General features: G+C 39.0%; 23 protein-coding genes. 8 read left to right on the plus strand and 15 right to left on the minus strand.

Annotated elements, in window-relative coordinates:
* Nucleotides 1-218 precede the first annotated feature (218 nt).
* The 3 genes from QZ738_RS13235 to QZ738_RS13245 form a co-directional block, all read right to left on the minus strand.
* Nucleotides 219-353: a hypothetical protein gene (locus tag QZ738_RS13235; RefSeq protein WP_293788234.1), complete on the minus strand. Its 135-nt coding sequence runs from the start codon at nt 351-353 to the stop codon at nt 219-221.
* Nucleotides 354-851: 498 nt separating this feature from the next.
* Nucleotides 852-1,517 carry a tetratricopeptide repeat protein gene (locus QZ738_RS13240; protein ID WP_293788235.1) on the minus strand — a complete coding sequence of 222 codons (666 nt, stop codon included), beginning with the start codon at nt 1,515-1,517 and terminating at the stop codon, nt 852-854.
* Nucleotides 1,518-1,641: 124 nt separating this feature from the next.
* The gene (locus QZ738_RS13245) at nt 1,642-2,049 is read right to left on the minus strand and encodes a hypothetical protein (RefSeq protein WP_293788236.1); all 408 of its coding nucleotides are present in this window, start codon (nt 2,047-2,049) and stop codon (nt 1,642-1,644) included.
* 105 nt (nt 2,050-2,154) lie between these two features.
* Between QZ738_RS13245 and QZ738_RS13250 the strand changes: the two genes are divergently transcribed.
* Both QZ738_RS13250 and QZ738_RS13255 read left to right on the plus strand, forming a co-directional pair.
* Nucleotides 2,155-3,258: a DNA replication/repair protein RecF gene (locus QZ738_RS13250; protein WP_293788237.1), complete on the plus strand. Its 1,104-nt coding sequence runs from the start codon at nt 2,155-2,157 to the stop codon at nt 3,256-3,258.
* Nucleotides 3,251-3,541 carry a DUF721 domain-containing protein gene (locus tag QZ738_RS13255; RefSeq protein WP_293788238.1) on the plus strand — a complete coding sequence of 97 codons (291 nt, stop codon included), beginning with the start codon at nt 3,251-3,253 and terminating at the stop codon, nt 3,539-3,541. The genes QZ738_RS13250 and QZ738_RS13255 overlap by 8 nt, the downstream gene beginning before the upstream one ends.
* Before the next feature lie 98 nt (nt 3,542-3,639).
* On the opposite strand, the gene QZ738_RS13260 is transcribed toward QZ738_RS13255, so the two are convergent.
* The 3 genes from QZ738_RS13260 to QZ738_RS13270 all read right to left on the minus strand — a co-directional run bounded on the left by QZ738_RS13260 (nt 3,640) and on the right by QZ738_RS13270 (nt 5,956).
* Nucleotides 3,640-3,816, minus strand: coding sequence for a hypothetical protein (locus QZ738_RS13260; RefSeq protein WP_293788239.1), 177 nt, complete (start codon nt 3,814-3,816; stop codon nt 3,640-3,642).
* Between the two features lie 812 nt (nt 3,817-4,628).
* Nucleotides 4,629-5,402, minus strand: a complete 774-nt coding sequence (locus QZ738_RS13265) for an FKBP-type peptidyl-prolyl cis-trans isomerase (protein WP_293788240.1) — start codon at nt 5,400-5,402, stop codon at nt 4,629-4,631.
* Nucleotides 5,403-5,536: 134 nt separating this feature from the next.
* Complete coding sequence (locus tag QZ738_RS13270) at nt 5,537-5,956, minus strand: nucleoside-diphosphate kinase (protein WP_116252393.1); 420 nt, start codon at nt 5,954-5,956, stop codon at nt 5,537-5,539.
* A gap of 172 nt (nt 5,957-6,128) precedes the next feature.
* On the opposite strand from QZ738_RS13270, the gene QZ738_RS13275 reads away from it, so the two are divergent.
* From QZ738_RS13275 to QZ738_RS13285, 3 genes are all read left to right on the plus strand, one after another.
* Nucleotides 6,129-7,139 carry a DHH family phosphoesterase gene (locus QZ738_RS13275; RefSeq protein ID WP_293788241.1) on the plus strand — a complete coding sequence of 337 codons (1,011 nt, stop codon included), beginning with the start codon at nt 6,129-6,131 and terminating at the stop codon, nt 7,137-7,139.
* Between the two features lie 47 nt (nt 7,140-7,186).
* Nucleotides 7,187-8,182, plus strand: a complete 996-nt coding sequence (locus QZ738_RS13280; protein ID WP_293788242.1) for an FKBP-type peptidyl-prolyl cis-trans isomerase — start codon at nt 7,187-7,189, stop codon at nt 8,180-8,182.
* Nucleotides 8,183-8,374: 192 nt separating this feature from the next.
* A complete protein-coding gene (locus QZ738_RS13285; protein ID WP_293788243.1) occupies nt 8,375-9,340 on the plus strand; it encodes an FKBP-type peptidyl-prolyl cis-trans isomerase in 966 nt (321 codons plus the stop codon).
* 124 nt (nt 9,341-9,464) lie between these two features.
* On the opposite strand, the gene QZ738_RS13290 is transcribed toward QZ738_RS13285, so the two are convergent.
* From QZ738_RS13290 to yiaA, 5 genes are all read right to left on the minus strand, one after another.
* Nucleotides 9,465-9,935: a CYTH domain-containing protein gene (locus QZ738_RS13290; RefSeq protein ID WP_293788244.1), complete on the minus strand. Its 471-nt coding sequence runs from the start codon at nt 9,933-9,935 to the stop codon at nt 9,465-9,467.
* Nucleotide 9,936: 1 nt separating this feature from the next.
* On the minus strand, nt 9,937-11,886 hold the full coding sequence (locus tag QZ738_RS13295; protein ID WP_293788245.1) for a family 20 glycosylhydrolase: 1,950 nt from the start codon (nt 11,884-11,886) through the stop codon (nt 9,937-9,939).
* A 223-nt stretch (nt 11,887-12,109) separates the two neighbouring features.
* On the minus strand, nt 12,110-12,499 hold the full coding sequence (locus QZ738_RS13300) for an STAS/SEC14 domain-containing protein (protein ID WP_293788246.1): 390 nt from the start codon (nt 12,497-12,499) through the stop codon (nt 12,110-12,112).
* A 64-nt stretch (nt 12,500-12,563) separates the two neighbouring features.
* On the minus strand, nt 12,564-13,283 hold the full coding sequence (locus QZ738_RS13305) for a gamma-glutamyl-gamma-aminobutyrate hydrolase family protein (RefSeq protein ID WP_293788247.1): 720 nt from the start codon (nt 13,281-13,283) through the stop codon (nt 12,564-12,566).
* A 136-nt stretch (nt 13,284-13,419) separates the two neighbouring features.
* A complete protein-coding gene (yiaA, locus tag QZ738_RS13310; RefSeq protein ID WP_293788248.1) occupies nt 13,420-13,830 on the minus strand; it encodes an inner membrane protein YiaA in 411 nt (136 codons plus the stop codon).
* Nucleotides 13,831-13,994: 164 nt separating this feature from the next.
* Between yiaA and QZ738_RS13315 the strand changes: the two genes are divergently transcribed.
* Nucleotides 13,995-15,491, plus strand: coding sequence for an NAD(P)H-hydrate dehydratase (locus QZ738_RS13315; protein ID WP_293788249.1), 1,497 nt, complete (start codon nt 13,995-13,997; stop codon nt 15,489-15,491).
* Between the two features lie 108 nt (nt 15,492-15,599).
* Entirely contained in the window at nt 15,600-16,301 is a 702-nt protein-coding gene (locus QZ738_RS13320) for an AIM24 family protein (RefSeq protein ID WP_293788250.1), read from the plus strand.
* Between the two features lie 453 nt (nt 16,302-16,754).
* Here QZ738_RS13320 and QZ738_RS13325 read toward each other — a convergent pair whose 3' ends face one another.
* The 4 genes from QZ738_RS13325 to QZ738_RS13340 all read right to left on the minus strand — a co-directional run bounded on the left by QZ738_RS13325 (nt 16,755) and on the right by QZ738_RS13340 (nt 19,588).
* Nucleotides 16,755-17,612, minus strand: a complete 858-nt coding sequence (locus tag QZ738_RS13325; protein WP_293788251.1) for an anti-sigma factor — start codon at nt 17,610-17,612, stop codon at nt 16,755-16,757.
* A gap of 2 nt (nt 17,613-17,614) precedes the next feature.
* Nucleotides 17,615-18,166, minus strand: coding sequence for a sigma-70 family RNA polymerase sigma factor (locus QZ738_RS13330; protein WP_134204195.1), 552 nt, complete (start codon nt 18,164-18,166; stop codon nt 17,615-17,617).
* A gap of 111 nt (nt 18,167-18,277) precedes the next feature.
* A complete protein-coding gene (gene lipA, locus QZ738_RS13335; protein ID WP_293788252.1) occupies nt 18,278-19,171 on the minus strand; it encodes a lipoyl synthase in 894 nt (297 codons plus the stop codon).
* A 156-nt stretch (nt 19,172-19,327) separates the two neighbouring features.
* Nucleotides 19,328-19,588 (minus strand): GNAT family N-acetyltransferase, encoded by a 261-nt coding sequence (locus QZ738_RS13340; protein WP_293788253.1) that lies wholly within the window; start codon nt 19,586-19,588, stop codon nt 19,328-19,330.
* 343 nt (nt 19,589-19,931) lie between these two features.
* Between QZ738_RS13340 and cysS the strand changes: the two genes are divergently transcribed.
* Nucleotides 19,932-21,392 (plus strand): cysteine--tRNA ligase, encoded by a 1,461-nt coding sequence (gene cysS / locus QZ738_RS13345; protein WP_293788254.1) that lies wholly within the window; start codon nt 19,932-19,934, stop codon nt 21,390-21,392.
* Nucleotides 21,393-21,639: the final 247 nt, after the last annotated feature.

The raw sequence follows: 21,639 nt of genomic DNA on the forward strand, positions 1-21,639 counted from the left end.
GTCCGAAAAATTTGTTAGGCCGGACTTAAGTAGAACGGAGACCCAGTGCGAAGGCCTTGTTGGATGGAAATGCATATTTCATAAGTATTTAACTATCAAATAATTACAAAATAACGTCAATGGTAGCGCAGCGAAGGATCTTTTGTAATTTAAATCTCAAAGGAGTGTAGCCCAAAAAAGGTCATTTGAAGAGCAATTACAGAAGCTCTTTCTAATGTTCATCCTGCTTTCCATTTCAAGTCCTGGCTGCGCTGTGGGCTTTCCATTTCAATCAGGTCTAAAATGGCAGTATCTTTGCTGTTATTAAAGGGGTGAATAGCATAGTCTGTCAATATGTAGGTGTTTTTCGCCATCACACAGCCCCGAATAGTATTGCTGGCTTAGCCACCTAAACCCGGATCGAAGTGGTTCCGATGCTTACCGGTGACTTACCCGTTATTGGATCAATCCACATTAGAAGGAATGGAGAGCGGGACTGCAGCAACCTAAACGCATCTGCATCTGATTTCCAAAAAAGGAAGTCAGTTTTTTAATAATATGCTGAGTCGCGATGTTAGAGGGGTTTGAGAAGTCGTTCTGACCCGGTAGCTACTTGAATTCATTTAACGAACTATTTTGTCAAAAAGATGAGACTGTCATAAGTACAAAAATCGTCATCCTGAACTTGTTGAAAGGCCTTGATAATGCCTTTTAGGGCGTTTCGACAGGCTCAACGTGACAAAATACAGATGAAGTACAAGTGATAATATGGCCCTATGACGAACTGCCTGAGATAATGGTAGTAAAAATGTCTTTAAACAAAAAAAGATCATCTTTCAATGATCTTTCCTGTAAATATGTTTGGTCGGTTTTTATTTAACTTTTTCCTGTGCTCTTGCAATGTAAGCATCAATTAATTGTGCTTCTGCACTCTCCGGATATTGTGTTTTTACTTTGGTATAAGCTTCAACCGCACCTTTATAATCATTTTGGCTTTCGTTAACCAATCCTAATTTTTTTAAGAACATTGGTGAAGTAAATTTACTTGCTTTATCGGCAGCTTTTTTATAATAGGTAGACGCTTGTTTATAATCTTTCAATTCGCTGTAGGCATCGCCTAACAGGCCTAAAGCCAATGGGTCTGCAACCGGGCTTCCGGTAGCGCTGTATTTGCTCAAAGCCTCAATTGCTTGTTTGTATTCGCCTTTGCGTAAGTAGATGCCACCTAAATAAAGGTTAGCCAGGTTTGCCGACTTGGTGTTATCATATTCCTTTGCAATCTGCTCGAAGCCTGGGTAGCCACCTTCGCCTTTAACTGCTCTGTTCGATAATGAATCTACTCCAACAAATTGTTCTGCTTTGTACATTTTGCTGGCGGCTTCCTCAGCACGACCTTTTAAATACACGCCTTGATACCAAAGATATATTAACACTAATAAAACTACAGCACCTGCGATAAACAGTAAGCTCTTATTATTCTCTTGTAAAAATGAACCTTTTTTAGTTGGTTGAATTGTCTGGTTATCTGTTGTAGACATGTTTGTTTAAAAAATTTAAGATTGCAAAAATACATTTTTCAATCAAAGTATCAACCTTTATTTTGAAGTATTTAATTAAACATTAGTTGTTTAGGGTTCCATAATTGCAAAATTGTCGTGATCATTAACGTAACAAGCTGATTAGTGTATTAAACCAGGTTTGGTTATCGCTAAAAATACCGGTATGGTTAATTACCAGGTATACGGTTTGGCTTTCAGAGCGGCTCACAATGGATTTGATTCTGATCGGCTGCCAGAATGCACCAAAGTTTCTGGCTGATGAAGCCGGAAATAAATCGTCGAAACCCATATAAACCTCTTCTATATGGGATAACGGAAGTTCCAATTGTTCATCTCCGGTAATAAAGATTCCATTAGAGGCTAATAAAATCTCACCCTCGTGATTGTGAACGGGCTTTAAAAATGAAAATAGACCTGCGATTTTTTTAATCCAGCTCGAATTTTTATCGTTGTTTAGTTCATGATCATAAGACCATAGAACATTTCCTTCTAACATTTTTTGTGCAACCATTATTTTCTCGTTGAGATGAAAGTACAATTTTTTTAAATGTTATTAACGTTAATTTTAAACAATGGGTTTTAAGAAGCTAAAAAAGGGTAAATTTGTGACATATTTATGTGGTTAAAAAATATTACCCTTCTAAATTTTAAGAACTATACAGATGCAGACCTCCATTTCTCGGAAACTGTAAACGTATTTACAGGTAATAATGGCGCCGGCAAAACGAATATGCTTGATGCGATTCACTACCTGTGCCTGTGTAAAAGTTACTTTAATCCCATCGATAGCCAGCAGATTAAAGCCAGTGAAGAGGTTTTTATGATTCAGGGCGATTTTGACCGCAATGAAAAAAACGAAAAAATTTCCTGTGGTGTAAAGCGAAATCAGAAAAAACAATTTAAGCGCAATAAGAAAGAATATGAAAAACTGGCCGATCATATCGGCCTCTTTCCGGTAGTGATGGTTTCTCCCTATGATGTAAATCTGATTATGGAAGGTAGTGAAGAACGGAGAAAGTTTATCGATAACGTCATTTCGCAGACCGATGCACATTACCTGGATCAGCTGATTACCTACAACCGTATTTTGTTGAACCGGAATGCTTTGCTTAAACAGATTGCCATTACCAGAAAATATGATCCTACACTGCTCGAAATTTTAGATGAACAGTTGGTGATGGCCGGCAATAAGATATTTACGGTCCGTAAAGCTTTTATGGATGAGTTTATTCCGCTATTTAATCAATACTATACTTATCTTACCGAAAACAAGGAAACTGTAGAGCTGAACTATCAATCGCGATTGAATGATGCAACTTTTGAAGAATTGTTGAAAAAATCGGTAGAAAAAGACCGCGTACTGGAGCGGACCACAACTGGTATCCATAAAGATGAACTGGCTTTTGTCATCAGCGGTATGCCGTTAAAAAAGTTCGGTTCTCAGGGGCAGCAAAAGTCTTTTTTAATTGCCTTAAAATTAGCACAATATGCCTATCTGGCTAAAAATAAAGGTTTTAAACCTTTGCTTTTGTTGGATGATATTTTTGATAAGCTCGATGATAACCGCGTTCAAAAACTCATGCAAATGGTTTCACATCATGATTTTGGACAGATATTTATTACCGATACCGGAAAGGAAAGAGTAAAATCAATTTTTGAAAAGATCGAAGTTGATGTAACTTTGTTCGAAGTAGATAACGGAAACATACAAAATGCGTAAACCCAATGATGTTACCTTAAAAGATGCGATCAGCAAAATGCTGGATGTGTATCGGTTGCGCCGTAAATTTGATGAAACCTCAATTTTATCTATCTGGCCAGAAATTATGGGGACTGCGATTGCCAACAGAACCAAGCAAATTTATATTCACGATAGAAGACTGTTTTTGAGGATAGAATCATCCGTAATCAAAAATGAACTGATCATGGTGAGACAGGGAATCATTCAGAAGTTGAATGAGCACGCCGGAAGCGAGGTAATTACCGAAATGGTGTTTTTATAAGGCATATAAAAGGGCAAAAGTTTAAAATTTCTGCCCTTTATATTCAATAGGGATGATCTTCCCGACTAAGGAATATAGACTTAGGACTCAAGACTAAACTAACCCCGGCCTCCGCCAAATATCTTGGCCAAAATCCAGATCACCAGCGCAACCACCACTACCACTACAATTACGCCTACCCAAACGCCGGCTTTAAAGATACCTTCTACCAGTTCACAACTGCTTAAGGTGGTGCATAAAAATGCAATCAGTACTAAAGGGAATGCTTTTTTCATATTCATGTTAATTTGTAATAGCTAACATTGAATACTCAGGAAAGTTTTAATAAATTCCCAGATTCGCCTTGCTAAACTTGTTTTAGCATCATTAAATGTGATGTCAGATGTTTCCACCTGACATCAGAAGGCCGTTTTTAAATGTGGTGTCAGATGTTACCATCTGATACGATGTAAAGTCGTTTTTTTAGGTAACTGTGATTTTACTGGTGTCGATGCCTCCATTTGATTAATTCAGTAGATTTCTCGACTTCGTTTCACTCCGCTCGAAATGACGGACTAAGGATTATTCTAAAAAAAATCGTCATGCCTTGCTGCTTGCGCTCCTGAATGACGATTTTAAATGTGGTGTCAGATGTTACCATCTGATACGATGTAAAGTCGTTTTTTAGGTAACTGTGATTTTAGTGGTGTGGATGCCTCCATTTGATTAATTCAGTAGATTTCTCGACTTCGTTTTACTCCGCTCGAAATGACGGACTAAGGATTATTCTAAAAAAAAATCGTCATCCCTTGATGCTTGCGCTGCCTGAATGATGATTTTAAATGTGGTGTCAGATGTTACCATCTGATACGATGTAAAGTCGTTTTTGTAGGTAACTGTGATTTTGGTCGTGTCGATGCCTCCATTTGGTTAATTCAGTAGATTTCTCGACTTCGTTTCACTCCGCTCGAAATGACGGACTAAGGATTATTCTTAAAAAAAAATCGTCATCCCTTGCTGCTTGCGCTCCTGAATGACGATTTTGGTGATCTAGCTGAGATGTCACACGTTACATTTTCCGTTTTACATGCTCCATCTTCCTTTTAATCTATTTTCCGTTCACTTTTAACAGCTCTACTTCAAAAATCAAAGTGCTGTAAGGCGGAATATCCTGTCCTGCACCACGTTCGCCATAGGCCAGGTTGTACGGGATAAAGAATTTGTATTTTGAACCTGCCGGCATCAGTTGTACACCTTCTGTCCATCCCGGAATCACGCGGTTTAGCGGGAAAGAAATCGGCTCGCCTCTGTCGTAAGAGCTGTCAAATTGTTTTCCATTTAATAAGGTGCCTTTATAATGTACCAGTACCGAATCGGTAGCCTGTGGTTTAACGCCGGTACCGGCAGTTAAAACCTCATATTGTAGGCCACTCGCAGTGGTTTGTACACCCGCACGTTTTTTGTTCTGTTCTAAGAAATCTTGTCCTTCTTTCATAATTGGTGCATATTTAATTTTGTTTGCAGCTTCTTCAGCTTTGTTTTTTATGGATGATGCCTTTGTGATCGCTTCGCTTATACATTGTTGGGCCTGCTGTTGCGTTAACAAAACCTCATTGCCGGTAAATGCATCTTTCAGGCCTTTTAACAATACATCGTAATTTAAGGTAGAAAGGCCGGTTGTTTTTAAACTGGCTCCGATTGATGTGCCAAAAGCGTAACTGGTGGAGTCTAAGGCCGATTTTAAGCCACCCATTTTCAAAGTTGATGTTTTGGTTACTGCGGTCGTTTTTTTTACAGCTGGTTTTTTTGCTGCTGTTTTGGTTTGCGCATAAGATGCACCAGCGATACCAGATAAACATACCGCTAATAAAATTCGTTTCATTGTTTGTTTTATGTTGTAATTAATTCCAGCAGTTATAACTGATGGATCATATTTAAGGCCGAAAGATACAAAATAGATAAAACAATAAAACCCCGAATATTCGGGGTTTTATTGTAAATTTTTTGTGTTGGCAGTTAGAAACGTTCGTCTGCTTTGAAGAAGAAGTTACCTTCAATTTCTGCATTTTCATCAGAATCTGATCCGTGAACCGCGTTTGCATCAATCGATTTTGCATATTTCTGACGGATTGTACCTTCAGCAGCTTCAGCCGGGTTCGTAGCGCCGATCAGTTTTCTGAAATCTTCGATTGCATTGTCTTTTTCTAAAATAGCGGCAACAATTGGTCCTGAAGACATAAAGCTTACTAAATCTTTATAAAACGGGCGCTCAGCATGAACGGCATAGAACTGACCAGCAGTTTCGGCTGTAAGTTTGGTATATTTTAATGCAATGATTTTGAAACCAGCATTAGTAATGTCGTTAATGATTGATCCAATATGGCCATTTGCTACTGCATCAGGCTTAATCATGGTAAAAGTTCTGTTCGTGCTCATCGTGTTTTGATATCAATTTTTTTTGCAAAACTACGTTTTAATTGATGAATAATCAATAAACCGCTCAGCTTACTATTCCGAATATTTATATATCTTTTAAAATACGGGCAGGCACACCCTAAAATCTTTAAATCCTAATCAAAATTTACTTAGCTTTGCAGCGCAAAAATATATGCTTACACTAACTGAATTAAAAACATTATTGGCTACGCCACAACGTATTGTGATCACTACGCATCACAAGCCTGATGGTGATGCGATGGGATCATCCCTGGGTTTGTATGGATTTTTAATTCAGAAAGGCCACCATGTTAAAGTAATTACCCCAACGGATTATCCTACTTTTTTGCATTGGATGCCAAATAACAGCGATGTAATTATTTTTACAGAAGCACAGGAAAAGGCTGCACAACTGGTGGATGAAGCCTCACTCATATTTTGCCTTGATTTTAATACCTTAAGCCGTATTAATGAATTAGGGGAATTAGTTAGGGCTGCCGGTGCTAAAAAAATTATGATCGATCATCATCTGGAACCAGAAGATTTTGACGATTACCGTCATTGGGATATCAATGCCTGTGCTGCCGCACAATTGGTTTATGATTTTATTGTGAACCAGTTACAGGATGGCGAGTTGATTAATAAAGATGTAGCTTCTTGTCTGTACACAGGAATCATGACCGATTCGGGATCTTTCCGCTTCTCATCAGCAACAGCTGAAGTATATCGCATTGCGGCAAATCTGATTGATCTGGGGGCCGACCAATCGAAAATACATGAATTGGTATACGATAACTCCAGCGAAAACAGATTACGTTTTTTGGGCTACTGCCTATCTAATAAACTGGAGGTGTTAAGAGATTACAATACCGCCATTATTTCGGTTACAAAAGAAGAATTGGCGCAATACCACAGCATTACCGGCGATACGGAAGGCGTGGTAAACTATGCGCTGTCCATTAACGGCATCCGTTTAGCCGCTTTAATCATAGAACGTACTGATAAAGTTAAATTATCGGTAAGGTCTACAGGCGATTTCCCAGCCAATGAAATCTGTAAGAAATACTTTAATGGCGGTGGGCATAGAAATGCGGCCGGTGGTGCATCTGAAAAACCTTTAGCTGATGTAGTGAACGAATTTAAATCGATATTAGCAGAATACAAAGAACAACTGATAGCTTAGAAACAAAGAAATAAAACAATAGAAATTTTAAAAAGTCAAATTAATAAATGAAAAAGGGAATTATTATTCTAGCGGCAGCCACTTTAGGTTTAGCAGCATGTAAACAAGAAAAAAAAGGAGCTGGTGGCTTATTGTATACGATCCATCACTCGGCAGGTAACGAAAAAATCAAGGAAGGCGATATCGTTAAAATGAATTTTATTCAAAAAAATGATAAAGATTCGATTTTAGCAAATAGCTTCGAAAGTGAAACGCCTGCACTTTTTCCTGCGCAGAAAAAAATGTACGCCGGCGATATGAACGACGTTTTAACATTATTTGGAGAAGGCGATAGTGCAACGTTTAAAATAAATTTAGATACTATGGCATTTCATAGTAAACAACCTAAACCAGAGCAGTTCAAAAATGATAAATACTGGACTTTTACCGTAAAAATCGAAAAAGTATTTAAGAAAAAAGCTGGTGAAGCTGATTCTACTTTTAACAAACGCGCTCAGGAATTTTTCCAGGCTGATTATAAAGCAACTTCTGAAAAAAAGAAAGCTGCCGAGCCTGCTAAATTAAAAGCTTACTTAGAAGATACTAAACTGGCTACTAAAACAACTGCAAGCGGTTTACACTATATTATCGAAAATCCGGGAAGTGCAGAAAAACCAGCTTTAGGTGATACTGTATTAATTGAATATACTGGTAGGGTAACTAAAAAAGGAAAAGACGGTAAATACAAAATCTTCGATACCAGTGATGAGAAACTGGCTAAAGCAGAAAACGAATTTAAACCAGGTAAACCTTACGGCCCGCAAAAAATGCCGGTTGGTGGTACAATTCCAGGATTTACTGAAGCTTTACAATTAATTGGCAAAGGTGGTAAAATTAAAGTGATTATCCCTTCTAACTTAGGTTATGGCGAACAGGGCGCACCACAAGTAGGTATCATGCCTTTTAGCCCAATTGCTTTCGATTTAGAAATTAAAGATATTATCAAAGGAAAACCAGCCTCAGCTACTTCAGCTACAGGAACGACCGCTCCGGTTAAAAAGTAATTTCTCAACTATATTTTAAATCCTGCTTATTCATTTAAGCAGGATTTTTTTTGCCTTTTTTATGACGCTGAACAAAGAAATAATATCTTACAAAGATGCTCAAAGACTTATTATAGCCTATCTTTGTATGATCAGATAAAGTAGCTTGCGATCCAAAAATGGATTTCAGGTGAATTTTAATTAATATATTAAATGAAAAAAGGAATAATTATTTTCTTGGCAGCATTAGGACTATCTGCCTGTAACAAGTTCGAAAAGGGTGAGGGAGATATGACTTACAAGATTTATCAAAGTGAAGGTAAGCCAAAAATTCAGGAAGGCGATTATGTAAAGTTAAATGGTGTTCAAACCGTAGAAACTAATACCAATCCCGATTCGGTAATGGTAAATACTTACGATAATGAACGTCCTGCATTCTTTGCTATTAGCAAATCGATGTTTAAAGGCGATTTGGCTTCCGGATTAAAACTGCTTGGTGAAGGCGATAGTGCCGTTTTTAAATTAAACCTGGATTCGATGGAGAAATATTCTGGTCAGCCGAAACCGAAAGGTTTAAAATCAAACATCGCATCATTCACCATTAAAATTGAGAAGGTTTTACACAAAGGAAAAGATCCTGACTCTATTTTTGAGGCCAAGAAAAGGCTCTTTTTTGAATCTGAATACAAAGCATTAAACGAGAAAAACAAAAAGGTTGAACCTGCCAAAATAGCTAAGTATGTTGAAGAAAACAACTTAAAGGTAACTACCGCACCTTCTGGCTTGCAGTATGTAATTTATGCCCCTGGCAACTCAGAAAGAGCGACTTTAACTGATACGGTTTTAATGGATTATACCGGCCAGTTTACCAATAAAAAATCAAACGGAACATTAAATGTTTTTGATACTTCAAATGCTAAAATTGCTAAAGAGGCAGGAATTTTCTCCGAAAACGTACAATATGTACCACGGGGCTTACCATTGGGCCAATTGCCGCAAGGCGTAATCCAGGGTATTCAAATGATTGGAGTTGGCGGTAAGATTAAAATGATTTTGCCATCAAAGCTGGGTTTTGGCGAAAATGGCGGCGGACCGATCAATCCGTTTACACCTTTGGTATTTGATGTAGAATTGAAAGGTATAATTAAGCCAAATACAGCTGCACCATTAGCAAAATAAGTTTATTAAATCTAATAGGTTAAAGAAGTCAAGTTTTTGAAACTTGACTTCTTTTTTTGTGAATTAAGGAGATCATTCAAGAAAATATTCCAAAAGCAGGTTAAATGCTGCGAGGTCTTTTACTTTAAACCCAATCCTTAAAAGGCCTAACCCTTAAATTGGAGTTATAATATTTTTCCTCTTTAGTCACTTCTTTACCTACCCAATCTGGCAGATCGAATGTTTCATCTTCACTTTCCAGTTCAATTTCGGCCACAATCAAACCCTCGTTGTCGCCAGCAAATACATCTACTTCCCAAAGTTTGCCGTTAAACCCAATTTCGTAACGGGTTTTCGAAAGTTCGGAGACAGAGAAGTTATCCAATAATTCGGTGGCTTCACCAACAGGGATTTCATATTCATATTCCAAGCGTGTGGCGCCAATGGTTTCACCTTTTATGGTTAAAAAACCTTGGCTTTCTGTTGCCCTTATTCTTATCGTTTTGGTTTTATCTGTTAACAGATAACCCTGCCTTAAAAGTTTTCCTTCAGGCTTAGTCAGGTTATCCCAGTTTGGTTGATGAATCAAAAATTTTCGCTCTATTTCTTTTCCCATTTTATCTTGCCCTTTTCTGTAAATCTGCAACAGGGATACTGATCAACCTTCCGATAGGCTGTTTGCCGCGATAGGTGATTACGCGTAACATACTGGCGTCTTTAGGTACCTGTAACGCAGCGGTGTATTTTGGGTAAAAGCGATCGGGCGTAGAATTGTCAAAGCTGTAATAGATATCCAAACCATCTATTTCTGTAGTTAGTTCTACCATCAGCTGTTTATCAGCACTTCGTTTTATGGTAAAAATAGGATCGTAAATAGCAGGTGAATACTTAATCTCTGCTAAATCCAATCGCTTGAAATGCTGTTGTGTACGATCCACAAAATTTGTCCAGTTTTTCTTTTCAATCGGACTCCAAATGGATTCGGCAATGGCAAATGCACGTGGATAAAGCATGTATTCAACCTGACGGAAGGTAAAAATCTGCTCTGTCCAAAGGTTGGCCTGTGCACCAATAATGTAATTTGCATTTACGCCTGCAGGAACGGGATTAAACTGGTAAGCTTTATTTAACCTGAGCGAAGCATACACTTTCGGCTCCGTAATGGCATCAGCCTGCATATAATCTAAATAGGCAAAATCAGTCGGACTCATCACCACGTTATGTTTATCGTTAGCGGCCTGGATACCATATTTCATGCCTCTCCAGCTCATTACTGCAGCTGTTGGGGAAACGCCTCCCTCAAGAATCTCATCCCAGCCCATAAATTTTTTACCTTTTGAAATCACGATCTGTTCTACACGTTTTTCAAAATATGCCTGTACCTGTGGCATGGTTTTCAAACCTTCGCGGAGCATTAAAGCTTTAATCTGATCGTTCTTTTCCCAAAAATTATGCGGAGCTTCATCGCCACCCATGTGGATGTACTCGAAAGGAAAAAGTTTAGCAACCTGGGTAATTACCGAATCTAAAAATACATAAACCTTTTCATTGGCAGGGCAAAGTGTATTGTCAATCAAAGCCGTTGGTGGCGCACCACGGCTCCAATCCATTATTTTCTCTCCTGAACGGACTTTATAGTTTACTGCCTCTGGGGTGCAGGATAATTCCGGATAGGAGGCAATAATGGCTAAACTATGCCCTGGAACATCAATTTCCGGTAATATGTTTACAAAACGTTCTTGTGCATACTGAACGAGTTCTTTAATGTCTTCCTGAGTATAAAAGCCGCCATATGTTCGGGGCTCATCCGGCGTAGGTGGAGTAAAATCACCGAAAGTTCCGGTTTTTTTAACGCTCCAGGCGCCGATTTCCGTTAATTTTGGTAAGCCTTTTATTTCAATCCTCCATCCTTCATCATCTGCAAGGTGTAAATGTAAGAGGTTGAATTTATAACGCACCATGCCATCAATAAACTGTTTTACTTCCTCTTTGGTAAAAAAATGACGGGCAACATCGAACATTAAACCTCTCCAGCCTAATTTCGGATAATCTATTACATCTACGCAAGGTGCTTTCCATTTGATGCCATTTACCAGCTCTGTACTTTCTATTTCGGCAGGGAAGAGCTGAAGTAACGATTGAACGCCATAAAAAATACCTGCCGGCTGATTAGCTGTGATGACAACCTGTGTAGGATTAACGTTCAATTTGTAGCCTTCCTTGCCTAATTGTGTATCTTCTTGCGTGTTTAAAATGAGTTTAATGGTAGGGTGGGTTGAATTGCTTACCGAGCTCACGAATTTACCTGTAGCCTTAGTAATCCGGTCAGATAAATAAACAATGGATTGTTTTAATTCTGCACTTTTAACCGCCTGTACAATTACATTTTCAGGCAAAGTAAATGTACCAGCCTTTTTTATCAATGATACAGGCTCAGGTATAATGGCAACGGGTGTTTGTGTTATCTCACTATCAGTATCACCAATTTCAGTTTCGGTAACCATGTTCTGAGCGGAGATGTTAGCTGCGAAAAAACAGCAGGAGATAATCAGGAATAATTTTTTCATGATAATATTTACAGCGGACTGACCGGATAAGTATAATCCGCAATTTATCAAAAAAGATTTTAATCGGAGAGATTTGTTTTTGCAATTTAACCACAAAGGTCAAAGAGAATGGCACAAAGAGCGCAGAGTCGGAGGCTGATCAGCTGGTGATTTGTAAGTCTGAGCGGAGCCGATGACTTGACTGCAAAATATTTGGTGTGACCAGATATTGAGCCATTTCAACTTACAAAAAATGCCTTAACCATTCCATGGCTTTCTTCTCATCAGTGAATGACTTTATCGGAATAGGCGGATTTTGGAACTTAAACAAAATCTTCACAATCAATTGTGCCAAACCAGGTTTTGAAACCATGGCCATGGCCTTATAAATTTGAGGCAACTGTTCACCTGAAAATTTTCTGGTTTCTTTGTCCGGTACGGGAGAATTTTTTAAGTAAATTAATAAGGGAACTTTTTTGTTATTGGTGATTTTCTGCACCAGCTCAATATTGGCCTTAATATTCTCAACGGTACGCAAGATGCTTTTACTATATGAAATCAATATGCCTTCGTCCGTTAACAAGTAATCGGCGATTTCGCCTTCTATCAATGTGTTGTCGCTGTCACTTCTCATATCATTACCTCCTTAAATCACTTTATTTAAATCGTTGATATTGATATAATACAATATTTCGAACCTAATTACTTTCATTCTTAAGCTTAGTCTTAATGGCATGAACAAAGGCCTCATGTACGTTTTTGCAAAATGGGCTTTGCTGATCTTTCAATCGCTCCGGATGCCATTGTACAAATAGCAAAAAGGGTTTTCCTTTAGGTTCAATCCGTTCAATGGCCTCGGCAACCCCATCAGGAGAAATGGCGCTCACTACAAGTCCTTTTCCAGTTTTATCTGTACTTTGGTGGTGATTGCTGTTTACCAATCCTTTATCGGTATTCACAATCTGGCTTAGCCACGATGAGGGGTTTACGATAAGCTCATGATAGCGGTCTGATTTATCGTGCATTTTCGAATGATCGAATTTGCCCCATGTTGGAATGTCGGGGATTAATGTGCCGCCAAAAAATACATTTCCCACCTGCATGCCCCTGCAAATACCTAAAACAGGAATAGAATGCGCTTCGGTATAAGTTAATACCTTAAATTCGAATTCATCGCGTTTTTCGTCTATATCGTCATCATAACAGTAAGGATAATACTCCGGTTGGTTATAAAAACGTGGATGCACATCTTCACCACCAGTTAAAACAATACCATCACATTTTTTGATCTCGTCGAAGTTATTCAGCTTATATCCAAGTTGAATTACGGATACATCTTTATCGTAAGATAACACCCAGTCGCGGTAAATTTCATATTTACTACAATCGGTAACACCAATAATGATTTGATCAGCCATATTATAATTATTAGAGATTTATCAGCTTTACTTCAATGCTATGCGCATTTGAACGGTATCAATTAGCTCTGCTATTAGAAATTGCAGGTTTTATGAAGTAATTTCATAATACCTGCTTTAGTTTGGACGTAGTTATTTAACTGTCCTGATCTTTGTTTTTATGCACAATCTGGTTGTCCCTTGTGTTTTTCTGCACCGCAATCGCGCCGAAAAGAGAAAGCAAAAAGGCAAAAGCGTAAAATCCTTTTTCACTGGGTAACAAAGTGGCATTCCACAAACCGATTACCAATAGCGTAATGGTTAATAATGTAGAAAACCAACTGATGCCGTAATAAATTTCTGTTACCGGGATGCCTTCCAGTTTATCGCGAACAGCTTTCTGCAAAGAGATAACCGCGAAAAGGCCAAACATCAATACGGTAAAATAATATCCTTTTTCATTAAGAAGCATGTCAGAACGCCACAGGCCCACAATAAAGCCAATCATTCCAGTGCCCAGTGCAATCCAGGAGGCTGCCACAAAAGCATTCGATGGTTTTTGATTCATATTTTGAGATTTAATTTAATTCGATAGACAACGCTAACGGTGGGTAAAAGGTATAAAATTAAAAGCAATTGCTATAATTGTTTTAAAATCTGTTATCATCAGAGGCAAAAATCAAACAAAATTCAATCTTATGCATTATAGCTGTATACTCTTATTTTAGTCATATGCGAACATTGCTTACTTCTGCACAAATGCGCAGTGCTGATCAGTTTACCATTGCCAACAAGCCCATTGCATCCATTGATTTGATGGAAAAAGCCGCCAGGGCCTTTGTGCAATGCTTTTTAAGAGATGAGTTCAATACCAGCAAGAGCGTCGCTATATTTTGTGGGAAGGGAAATAATGGAGGCGACGGACTGGCTATCGCGCATTTGCTTATTGCTAACGGGTATGAAAATTTAAAAGTTTATGTGGTTAATTTTAGCGAAAAACAAAGCAGCGATTTCGCGATCAACCTGCAGCGGATGGAGGAAATGCGCTGTAAGAAAACAATCATCAATCAGGCTTCAGATTTAAAAAGTTTAAAGGCCGATATCATTATTGATGCCATTTTAGGTTCTGGCTTAAATAAACCGCTAAGCGGAGAATTTGAAGCGCTTGCGCAGACCATAAACAAGCTGAATAAAAAAGTATATGCGGTTGACGTGCCTACAGGCTTTTTTGCCGAAGGTAAACTGCCTAAAGATTATAAGGGCATAAAAGCCTATAAAACCATTTGTTTTCAACGGCCGAAGATTAATTTTTTCTTTCCTGAATCGGCCATGGCAACTGAAAAATATGAAGTGGTTGATATTGGCCTGGACGAAACTTTTATCCAAAAGCAAGAGGCAGATTTCTATTTCTTGGAAGCGCATGATATCGAAAAGATTTTGCAGCCCCGAAAATTGTTCAGTCATAAAGGTACTTATGGTCACGCATTAATTATAGCAGGGAATAGTTATACCATGGGCGCAGCCTTACTTTCTGCTATGGCCTGTTTACATACCGGAGCAGGGTTAACTACGGCATGTATTCCACAGGCTGGATTGACCGCCTTAAATGCTTCATTGCCCGAGGTAATGGCTTTGACCAGGGATGAATACACCAGGATAGAAGACCCTAAAAAATATCAGGCAATTGCTATTGGCCCTGGCTTAGGTACCGAAACTGATCCTGAAAAACTATTGGAAAGTTTAATTATGGCAAAATACCCAATGGTTATTGACGCAGATGCGCTGAATATTTTAAGTGAAAGGTTCGATCTGTTGGATAAACTTGTTGCAGATACCATTATCACCCCGCATCTGAAAGAATTTGATCGGTTATTTGGAGAACATGATAGCTGGTGGGACAGGGTGCAAACGGCCAGATTACAAGCCAGGAAACAAGGAATCGTTATCGTGCTCAAAAATCAGTACACTTTTATCTGTTTGCCAACCGGTAAGGTACTGATCAATCCTACAGGTAATCCGGCAATGGCACAAGGTGGAATGGGCGATGTGCTTACCGGCATCATTACAGGTTTTAAAGCACAGCAATACTCGGCAACGGATGCTGCTATTTTGGCCTGCTATATTCATGGAAAAGCAGGGGATCATTTAGCGGAGGAACAATTTGTGATTCCTGCATCACATCTTGCTGCTGCTATATCAAAAGAAATTAGAGCCCTCATATCTCAGTAGTCTGGTCAGCATTGTGAAAAATATTAATTTACTATGCTTCTCATTTATAATTTATAGCTTACGGGAATATAAAATAGCAGATATCATAAACACGGAAAACAAATTATTATGGCACAAAGAGAATACACGCTGAACGAACTGATCCAAGAATCGGCAGAGAATCCAAATGAAAATGACTTTTTTGAATTGGAGAAGCCGGCCATGCTGGAGGTAAATCTGAAAAATCAAAAAATCCTCGCAAAGGCAGGTTCAATGGTAGCGTACATCGGAAATATCGATTTCAAAAGAGAGGGCCTATTGAGTAAAGGTTTGGGTGGATTATTGAAAAAAGCGATATCTGGCGAAGGTACCTCACTCATGCATGCCGCAGGAACCGGCAAATTATATCTGGCAGATGAGGGGAAGAAGGTAAAAATCATCAAGCTGCAAAACGAAGCCGTTTTTGTAAATGGTAATGATGTTTTAGCGTTAGAAGAGAATATTAAAAATGAAATAAAGATGTTAAAAAGCATTGCTGGAATGATGAGTGGTGGTTTATTTCAGGTCAAACTATCTGGCAGCGGTTATATTGCCATCACCACACATGGCGAACCCATTTTATTAAGGGTAACGGCTAACCAACCGGTGTATACTGATCCGAATGCTACGGTGGCCTGGTCGGAAAATCTAACGCCGAACATTAAAACCAATTTAACTTTTGGTTCTTTTATCGGTAGGGGAAGTGGCGAGTCTTTTCAGTTGGAGTTTTTTGGCGAAGGATGGGTATTGGTACAGCCTTACGAAGAAGTGAAGTACGCTGCGAAGTCTTAAATATTTTTGGTTCGTGGAGACACGAACCATGGCGATCAGGGATTGAAACCCAAATCTATGCGTTAAGGCTATCGTTTTATTTGCAAGAGGCGGTGGGTATTTGAGCAGCATAAAAGGGAGTAATGTATGCAGCGAAATCATCGTAATGTTTGGTTAGCGGATATGCTATTTGGCATCAGTGAAATATGTAGGTCGTCATGCTGTCCGATAGCTAGTTATCAGATTTATTTGAAAAATAAAGGTAGTATTTTCACTTGTTTTGTAGCGACTACGTGTTCAGCATCTTTACTTCAGTTACAACCCGGAAATAAATTACTTTCGGTGAGCCAGCTTAAGGCTCGGTTTACTACGTAGCTTTCTTCTGCGCTATAGGTCAGGGTGACGATCGTTAAATAAAAATCCCGGCATTTTTTCGGTGCCGGGATTTTATAATCAATTATTTAATTACAACAGTTATACACCACCCATAACGGTTAGTTTATCCATTGTCGGATTAACGCTTCCGCCCATAGGCTCTAAGGTTACGGCAAAAGCCTGTGCCTCCTGGATAGCTTGCATTTTTACCAGCGCTTCATTTTGGGTGGAATCTACTTTCCCGAAAACACCTAAACTTACCGGTTTACCATTTACCATCGCCCATAGCTGATATTCATGTTCGGAATCTGTTTTTGGAAGATCCATTGCCACATAATTAATCAATACACTTTTATCTTTTTTGTTCCAGTAAACCTTCATTTTAGAATTTGGGCTAAAAGCCTGCCCTGCCATACGGATGGTTGCCCATTCTTTGCTATCGGCCATTGCGGCCATATTACCTAAGCCCTGGTTTTCAAATTCAAGTTTGCTTACTACACCGGCAAATTTCTGTTTATCCAGGTTTAAGCTGGCAATCTGATCATGCGCAGCATTCAACTTATTGTAAGTGATAAACAATGCTACTGTACTTACTATCAACAAAGCTACGCAGGCAACTAAAGCATAACGTAAGGTTCTCAATTTGCCATCACTCCCATCTAAACGTACAATTCTGGCTTCTTCTGTATAAATTGGTTGTGATGGAACATCTACCTGCTCTTCAACTTTATTTAATCCCAGTTTTTCAAATAATCTGGTTTCTATATCTGCAGATGGTTGCACGGCGTTTTGCATAGCATATTGTTCCATAGCTTGCTCAATGGCGGCTATTTCATCTCTTACCTCGGGGTATTGTGATGCTATTTCCTCCACCCGCGATGTTTCTTCCGGTGATAAATCACCCAGAACATACAGTTCAAGTACTCCAGATTCGATATATGCTTTTAAATTTTCCACGCTCAATTAAAACTCCTTCTCAATTCAATAATAGCCAGTCGGATCCGGGTTTTCACCGTACCTAATGGCAGATCTAACTTTTCTGCGGCTTCCACATGGGTGAAACCCTTGTAATAAACTAAATCAAGAACTGCTTGTAAATCCGGTTTAAGGTTATTTACAAGTTGCTTAACACCAAGAACATCGGGGTTAAACGTAACCTTGTTTTGCTCATCAACAAAACTTACGTTATTTTCTATATCTTGGTTTTTGAGTGAATTCTTAAAATCTTTAGAACGTAATTTGTCAATCGATAAATTGCGTGCAATGTTCATCATCCACGTGAATAAACGTCCTTTGGTATGATCATAGTGTGCAGCAGATTGCCAGATTTTTACAAAAGTTTCTTGTAGTACGTCTTCAGCAAGCTCGGTGTGGGTAATAATCCGTGAAATAACGCCATAAAGTGCTGATGAATACATACTGTATAGCGTTTTTAGTACCGCAGGATCTTTCGATTGCAGTGCTAGCACAAGTTCTGGCTCAGTTAGGGTTAATTTTTTAAATGCAGTCACTATGGTTACTAAGATACAATACACAACAGCAAAAGCAAAAAAAAGTTTTATAAACACATTCCGCTCAGGAATACGATTATAAAACTTTATATTGGTAATTGAGGAAGTGGACTATGCTATCCCTTCAATTGGAAAGAGGTGTTTTTCGGCATGGTAAGATGAACGCACCAGCGGGCCACTCTCTACATACTTCAAGCCTTTTGCCAAACCAGCTTCCTTATACATGGCAAAGGTATCCGGATGGATCCAGTCGACCACAGGATGGTGATTGCGGGTTGGTTGTAAATACTGGCCCAGGGTTAGGATGTGCACACCATTGGCCACTAAATCGTCCATGGCTTCGAAAATATCTTCTTCTGTTTCGCCCAAACCCAGCATAATGCCGGTTTTGGTTCTTAACCCAAATTCCGAAATTCTCTTTAGGGCTTCTAAACTTCTATCATATTTAGCCTGGATACGCACTTGTTTTGTTAAACGCCTAACCGTTTCCATATTGTGCGAAACCACTTCCGGGCGTTCTTCCAAAACGCGGTATAAATTATCCCATTGGCCCTTAAAGTCGGGAATTAAAGTTTCTAATGTCGTAATTGGACTTTCTCTACGGATGGCTTGTAAGGTTTCTGCCCAGATAATGGAGCCACCATCTTTTAAGTCATCGCGATCTACCGAAGTAATTACGCAATGTTTAACACCCATTAATTTTACCGAATCGGCAATGCGGTTAGGCTCATCAACATCAACAGCCAAAGGACGGCCAGTTGCAACAGCACAGAACGAACAACTGCGGGTACAGATATTCCCTAAAATCATGAATGTTGCCGTACCTGCCCCCCAACATTCGCCCATATTGGGGCAATTGCCACTTTCGCAGATGGTATGGAGCTTGTGTGTGTCTACCAAGCTGCGAACCTGGGCATATTCTTTACCAACGGGTAATTTTACACGTAACCAATCTGGTTTACGCTTTACTTCAGTCACAGCAGGTACTACTGGTAAATCAATCATGGTGCAAAGTTAACGAATAGGATTGAATTGTTGCAATGTTGAAATGTTTGAGGGTTGTAATAAAGTTCGCTAACTGGTTTAGTTTAACTGGTTAATTGTATAAATCGGTTAACTGAAGTATAAGAGCCTAATTTCATAGTGGCGTCAATAGTGGTGTCAAACATTTCTATCTGACACTAAGAAAATATTCAGTTCTATTTCAAACTTAATCAGACATTTATGCGCTTTAAAACCAATCCGTTCGTAAAACTGATGACTTTCCGTTCGTTTGATATTGTACCTAACCTTTAATTTTTTAACCTGATGCCGCTCTGCGCAAAGTTTTATGCGGTCTGTTAACTGTTTTCCGATTTTTAGATTGTGGTAAGCAGAACCAACAATCAATCCTGCAATTTCTACAAAAGGATCTGACGCCATTTTTTAGGTATGAAAACCATGAATCCAGCCAACCACTTTTCGGGTAGGGAAATATAAGCTTCGTAAGTTTACTATCCCAAAAGCGCTAATCCCTGCCACGTAAACCCTATTGAAGCGGCAGCTCCCGATTTTTCCATCGGGACTATAGCGGAAAGAGGGACTTCCGTTGCCGATAAGCACTACAGCACCTTTCCAGATCACAATATAGCAATTTAACCATCCAGCAAAGAAAACAACATATCTTAATCATTCTGCCGGGTAGCTAAATGTTAGCTAAAAATCATATACCCAACAATACTATTTTAAAGGTTTTAACTTTCTAACTAAATCTTACATTTGCAATATGGATACTGGCTTACAGCTTTACAATACGCTTTCGCGCAAAAAAGAACTTTTTCAACCCTTAAATGCTCCCCATGTTGGGATGTATGTTTGCGGGCCTACTGTTTACAGCGATGTGCATCTGGGCAATTGTCGCACATTTATCTCGTTCGATTTAATTTTCAGGTATCTTAAATATGCTGGTTACAAGGTGCGTTATGTTCGTAATATTACCGATGCCGGCCATTTGGAGGGTGACAGGGATGAAGGTGATGATAAGTTCGCAAAACGTGCGAAACTGGAACAGCTTGAGCCGATGGAGATTGTACAGAAATATACTATAGGCTTCCATGATGTATTGCGCATGTTTAATACACAGCCACCAAGTATCGAACCCACCGCTACCGGACACATTATTGAGCAGATCGAAATGATTAAGATTATTATAGCTAATGGTTATGGTTACGAAGTGGATGGCAATGTATATTTTGATGTAGAAAAATATAGCAAGGAATACAATTATACGATTTTAACCAACCGCAACCTTGAAGATATGCTGAACAATACCCGCGAACTGGGTGGGCAGGATGAGAAACGCGGAAGGTTAGACTTTGCTTTATGGATAAAGGCAAAGCCAGAAACCCTGATGCAGTGGCAATCGCCATGGGGCATGGGTTTTCCGGGTTGGCATATCGAATGTTCGGCCATGAGCGCTAAATATTTGGGAGCTGAATTTGATATTCATGGTGGTGGAATGGATTTAGCTGCAACGCACCATACCAATGAAATTGCACAATCTGAAGCTTGCAGTCATAAACAACCTGCACGCTATTGGATGCATACCAACATGCTTACGGTAAACGGTACGCGCATGTCTAAATCGGCTGGTAATGGTTTTCTTCCTTTAGAATTGTTTACGGGAGACCACCCTTTGCTAAAAAAAGGCTATAGCCCGATGACGGTGAAGTTTTTTATGTTACAGGCGCATTACCGAAGTACTTTGGATTTCTCTAACGATGCATTGGATGCCTCTGAGAAAGGTTTCCGTCGTTTAATGTCGGCAATTGGTTTGTTAGATAAATTACCAGTATCTGAACAGACCGATTTTGATATTGATGCATTGAAAGAAAAATGCATTAATGCAATGAACGACGACTTTAACAGCCCGATTTTGGTTGCCGAATTATTTGAGGCGGTTAGGATAATCAATACCGTTTACGATGGTAAGGGAAAAATTTCTGCTGAAGCTTTAGCGAAACTAAAACAATTGATCAACGACTTCGTATTCGATATTTTAGGCCTCAAAGATGAGGATGCCGGAAGTAACGATTTAAATGGCGTTTTGGAGATGGTCATCAATCTGAGAACGGAGGCTAAAGCGAATAAAGATTATGCCACATCTGACCGGATCCGTATTGGTTTGCAGGAACTGGGCATTCAGCTCAAAGACGGTAAAGAGGGGACTACCTGGAGTAAGGCTTAGGAAGTTTTAAATTCGGAAAGCAGAGATTAGAGCTCGGTTTTATGCTGACAGGCCATGATTTCGAAGTGAGGTAAGTTTGTATACGAGATAATTTCTAAACCATTTAAGTTCATCAAATGCTTGTACCCCATTGAATGGGACAAATTAATTTTCAAGGAAATTAGGCAGGTTTAATGTGTAATTGTTAATTACTTTTAAGGTCACACATTAAAGAAAATTTTATATTCGCCAAAACATATTATATCAA

The organism is uncultured Pedobacter sp. (assembly GCF_913776295.1).
In the GTDB taxonomy this organism is placed as follows: Bacteria; Bacteroidota; Bacteroidia; order Sphingobacteriales; family Sphingobacteriaceae; genus Pedobacter.

What these genes read in the sequence shown, in the direction of transcription:
- QZ738_RS13235 (WP_293788234.1), bottom strand. Translation starts at nt 353, where the DNA reads ATGGCGAAAAACACCTACATATTGACAGACTATGCTATTCACCCCTTT.
- QZ738_RS13240 (WP_293788235.1), bottom strand. Translation starts at nt 1,517, where the DNA reads ATGTCTACAACAGATAACCAGACAATTCAACCAACTAAAAAAGGTTCA.
- QZ738_RS13245 (WP_293788236.1), bottom strand. Translation starts at nt 2,049, where the DNA reads ATGGTTGCACAAAAAATGTTAGAAGGAAATGTTCTATGGTCTTATGAT.
- QZ738_RS13250 (WP_293788237.1), top strand. Translation starts at nt 2,155, where the DNA reads ATGTGGTTAAAAAATATTACCCTTCTAAATTTTAAGAACTATACAGAT.
- QZ738_RS13255 (WP_293788238.1), top strand. Translation starts at nt 3,251, where the DNA reads ATGCGTAAACCCAATGATGTTACCTTAAAAGATGCGATCAGCAAAATG.
- QZ738_RS13260 (WP_293788239.1), bottom strand. Translation starts at nt 3,816, where the DNA reads ATGAAAAAAGCATTCCCTTTAGTACTGATTGCATTTTTATGCACCACC.
- QZ738_RS13265 (WP_293788240.1), bottom strand. Translation starts at nt 5,402, where the DNA reads ATGAAACGAATTTTATTAGCGGTATGTTTATCTGGTATCGCTGGTGCA.
- QZ738_RS13270 (WP_116252393.1), bottom strand. Translation starts at nt 5,956, where the DNA reads ATGAGCACGAACAGAACTTTTACCATGATTAAGCCTGATGCAGTAGCA.
- QZ738_RS13275 (WP_293788241.1), top strand. Translation starts at nt 6,129, where the DNA reads ATGCTTACACTAACTGAATTAAAAACATTATTGGCTACGCCACAACGT.
- QZ738_RS13280 (WP_293788242.1), top strand. Translation starts at nt 7,187, where the DNA reads ATGAAAAAGGGAATTATTATTCTAGCGGCAGCCACTTTAGGTTTAGCA.
- QZ738_RS13285 (WP_293788243.1), top strand. Translation starts at nt 8,375, where the DNA reads ATGAAAAAAGGAATAATTATTTTCTTGGCAGCATTAGGACTATCTGCC.
- QZ738_RS13290 (WP_293788244.1), bottom strand. Translation starts at nt 9,935, where the DNA reads ATGGGAAAAGAAATAGAGCGAAAATTTTTGATTCATCAACCAAACTGG.
- QZ738_RS13295 (WP_293788245.1), bottom strand. Translation starts at nt 11,886, where the DNA reads ATGAAAAAATTATTCCTGATTATCTCCTGCTGTTTTTTCGCAGCTAAC.
- QZ738_RS13300 (WP_293788246.1), bottom strand. Translation starts at nt 12,499, where the DNA reads ATGAGAAGTGACAGCGACAACACATTGATAGAAGGCGAAATCGCCGAT.
- QZ738_RS13305 (WP_293788247.1), bottom strand. Translation starts at nt 13,283, where the DNA reads ATGGCTGATCAAATCATTATTGGTGTTACCGATTGTAGTAAATATGAA.
- yiaA (WP_293788248.1), bottom strand. Translation starts at nt 13,830, where the DNA reads ATGAATCAAAAACCATCGAATGCTTTTGTGGCAGCCTCCTGGATTGCA.
- QZ738_RS13315 (WP_293788249.1), top strand. Translation starts at nt 13,995, where the DNA reads ATGCGAACATTGCTTACTTCTGCACAAATGCGCAGTGCTGATCAGTTT.
- QZ738_RS13320 (WP_293788250.1), top strand. Translation starts at nt 15,600, where the DNA reads ATGGCACAAAGAGAATACACGCTGAACGAACTGATCCAAGAATCGGCA.
- lipA (WP_293788252.1), bottom strand. Translation starts at nt 19,171, where the DNA reads ATGATTGATTTACCAGTAGTACCTGCTGTGACTGAAGTAAAGCGTAAA.
- QZ738_RS13340 (WP_293788253.1), bottom strand. Translation starts at nt 19,588, where the DNA reads ATGGCGTCAGATCCTTTTGTAGAAATTGCAGGATTGATTGTTGGTTCT.
- cysS (WP_293788254.1), top strand. Translation starts at nt 19,932, where the DNA reads ATGGATACTGGCTTACAGCTTTACAATACGCTTTCGCGCAAAAAAGAA.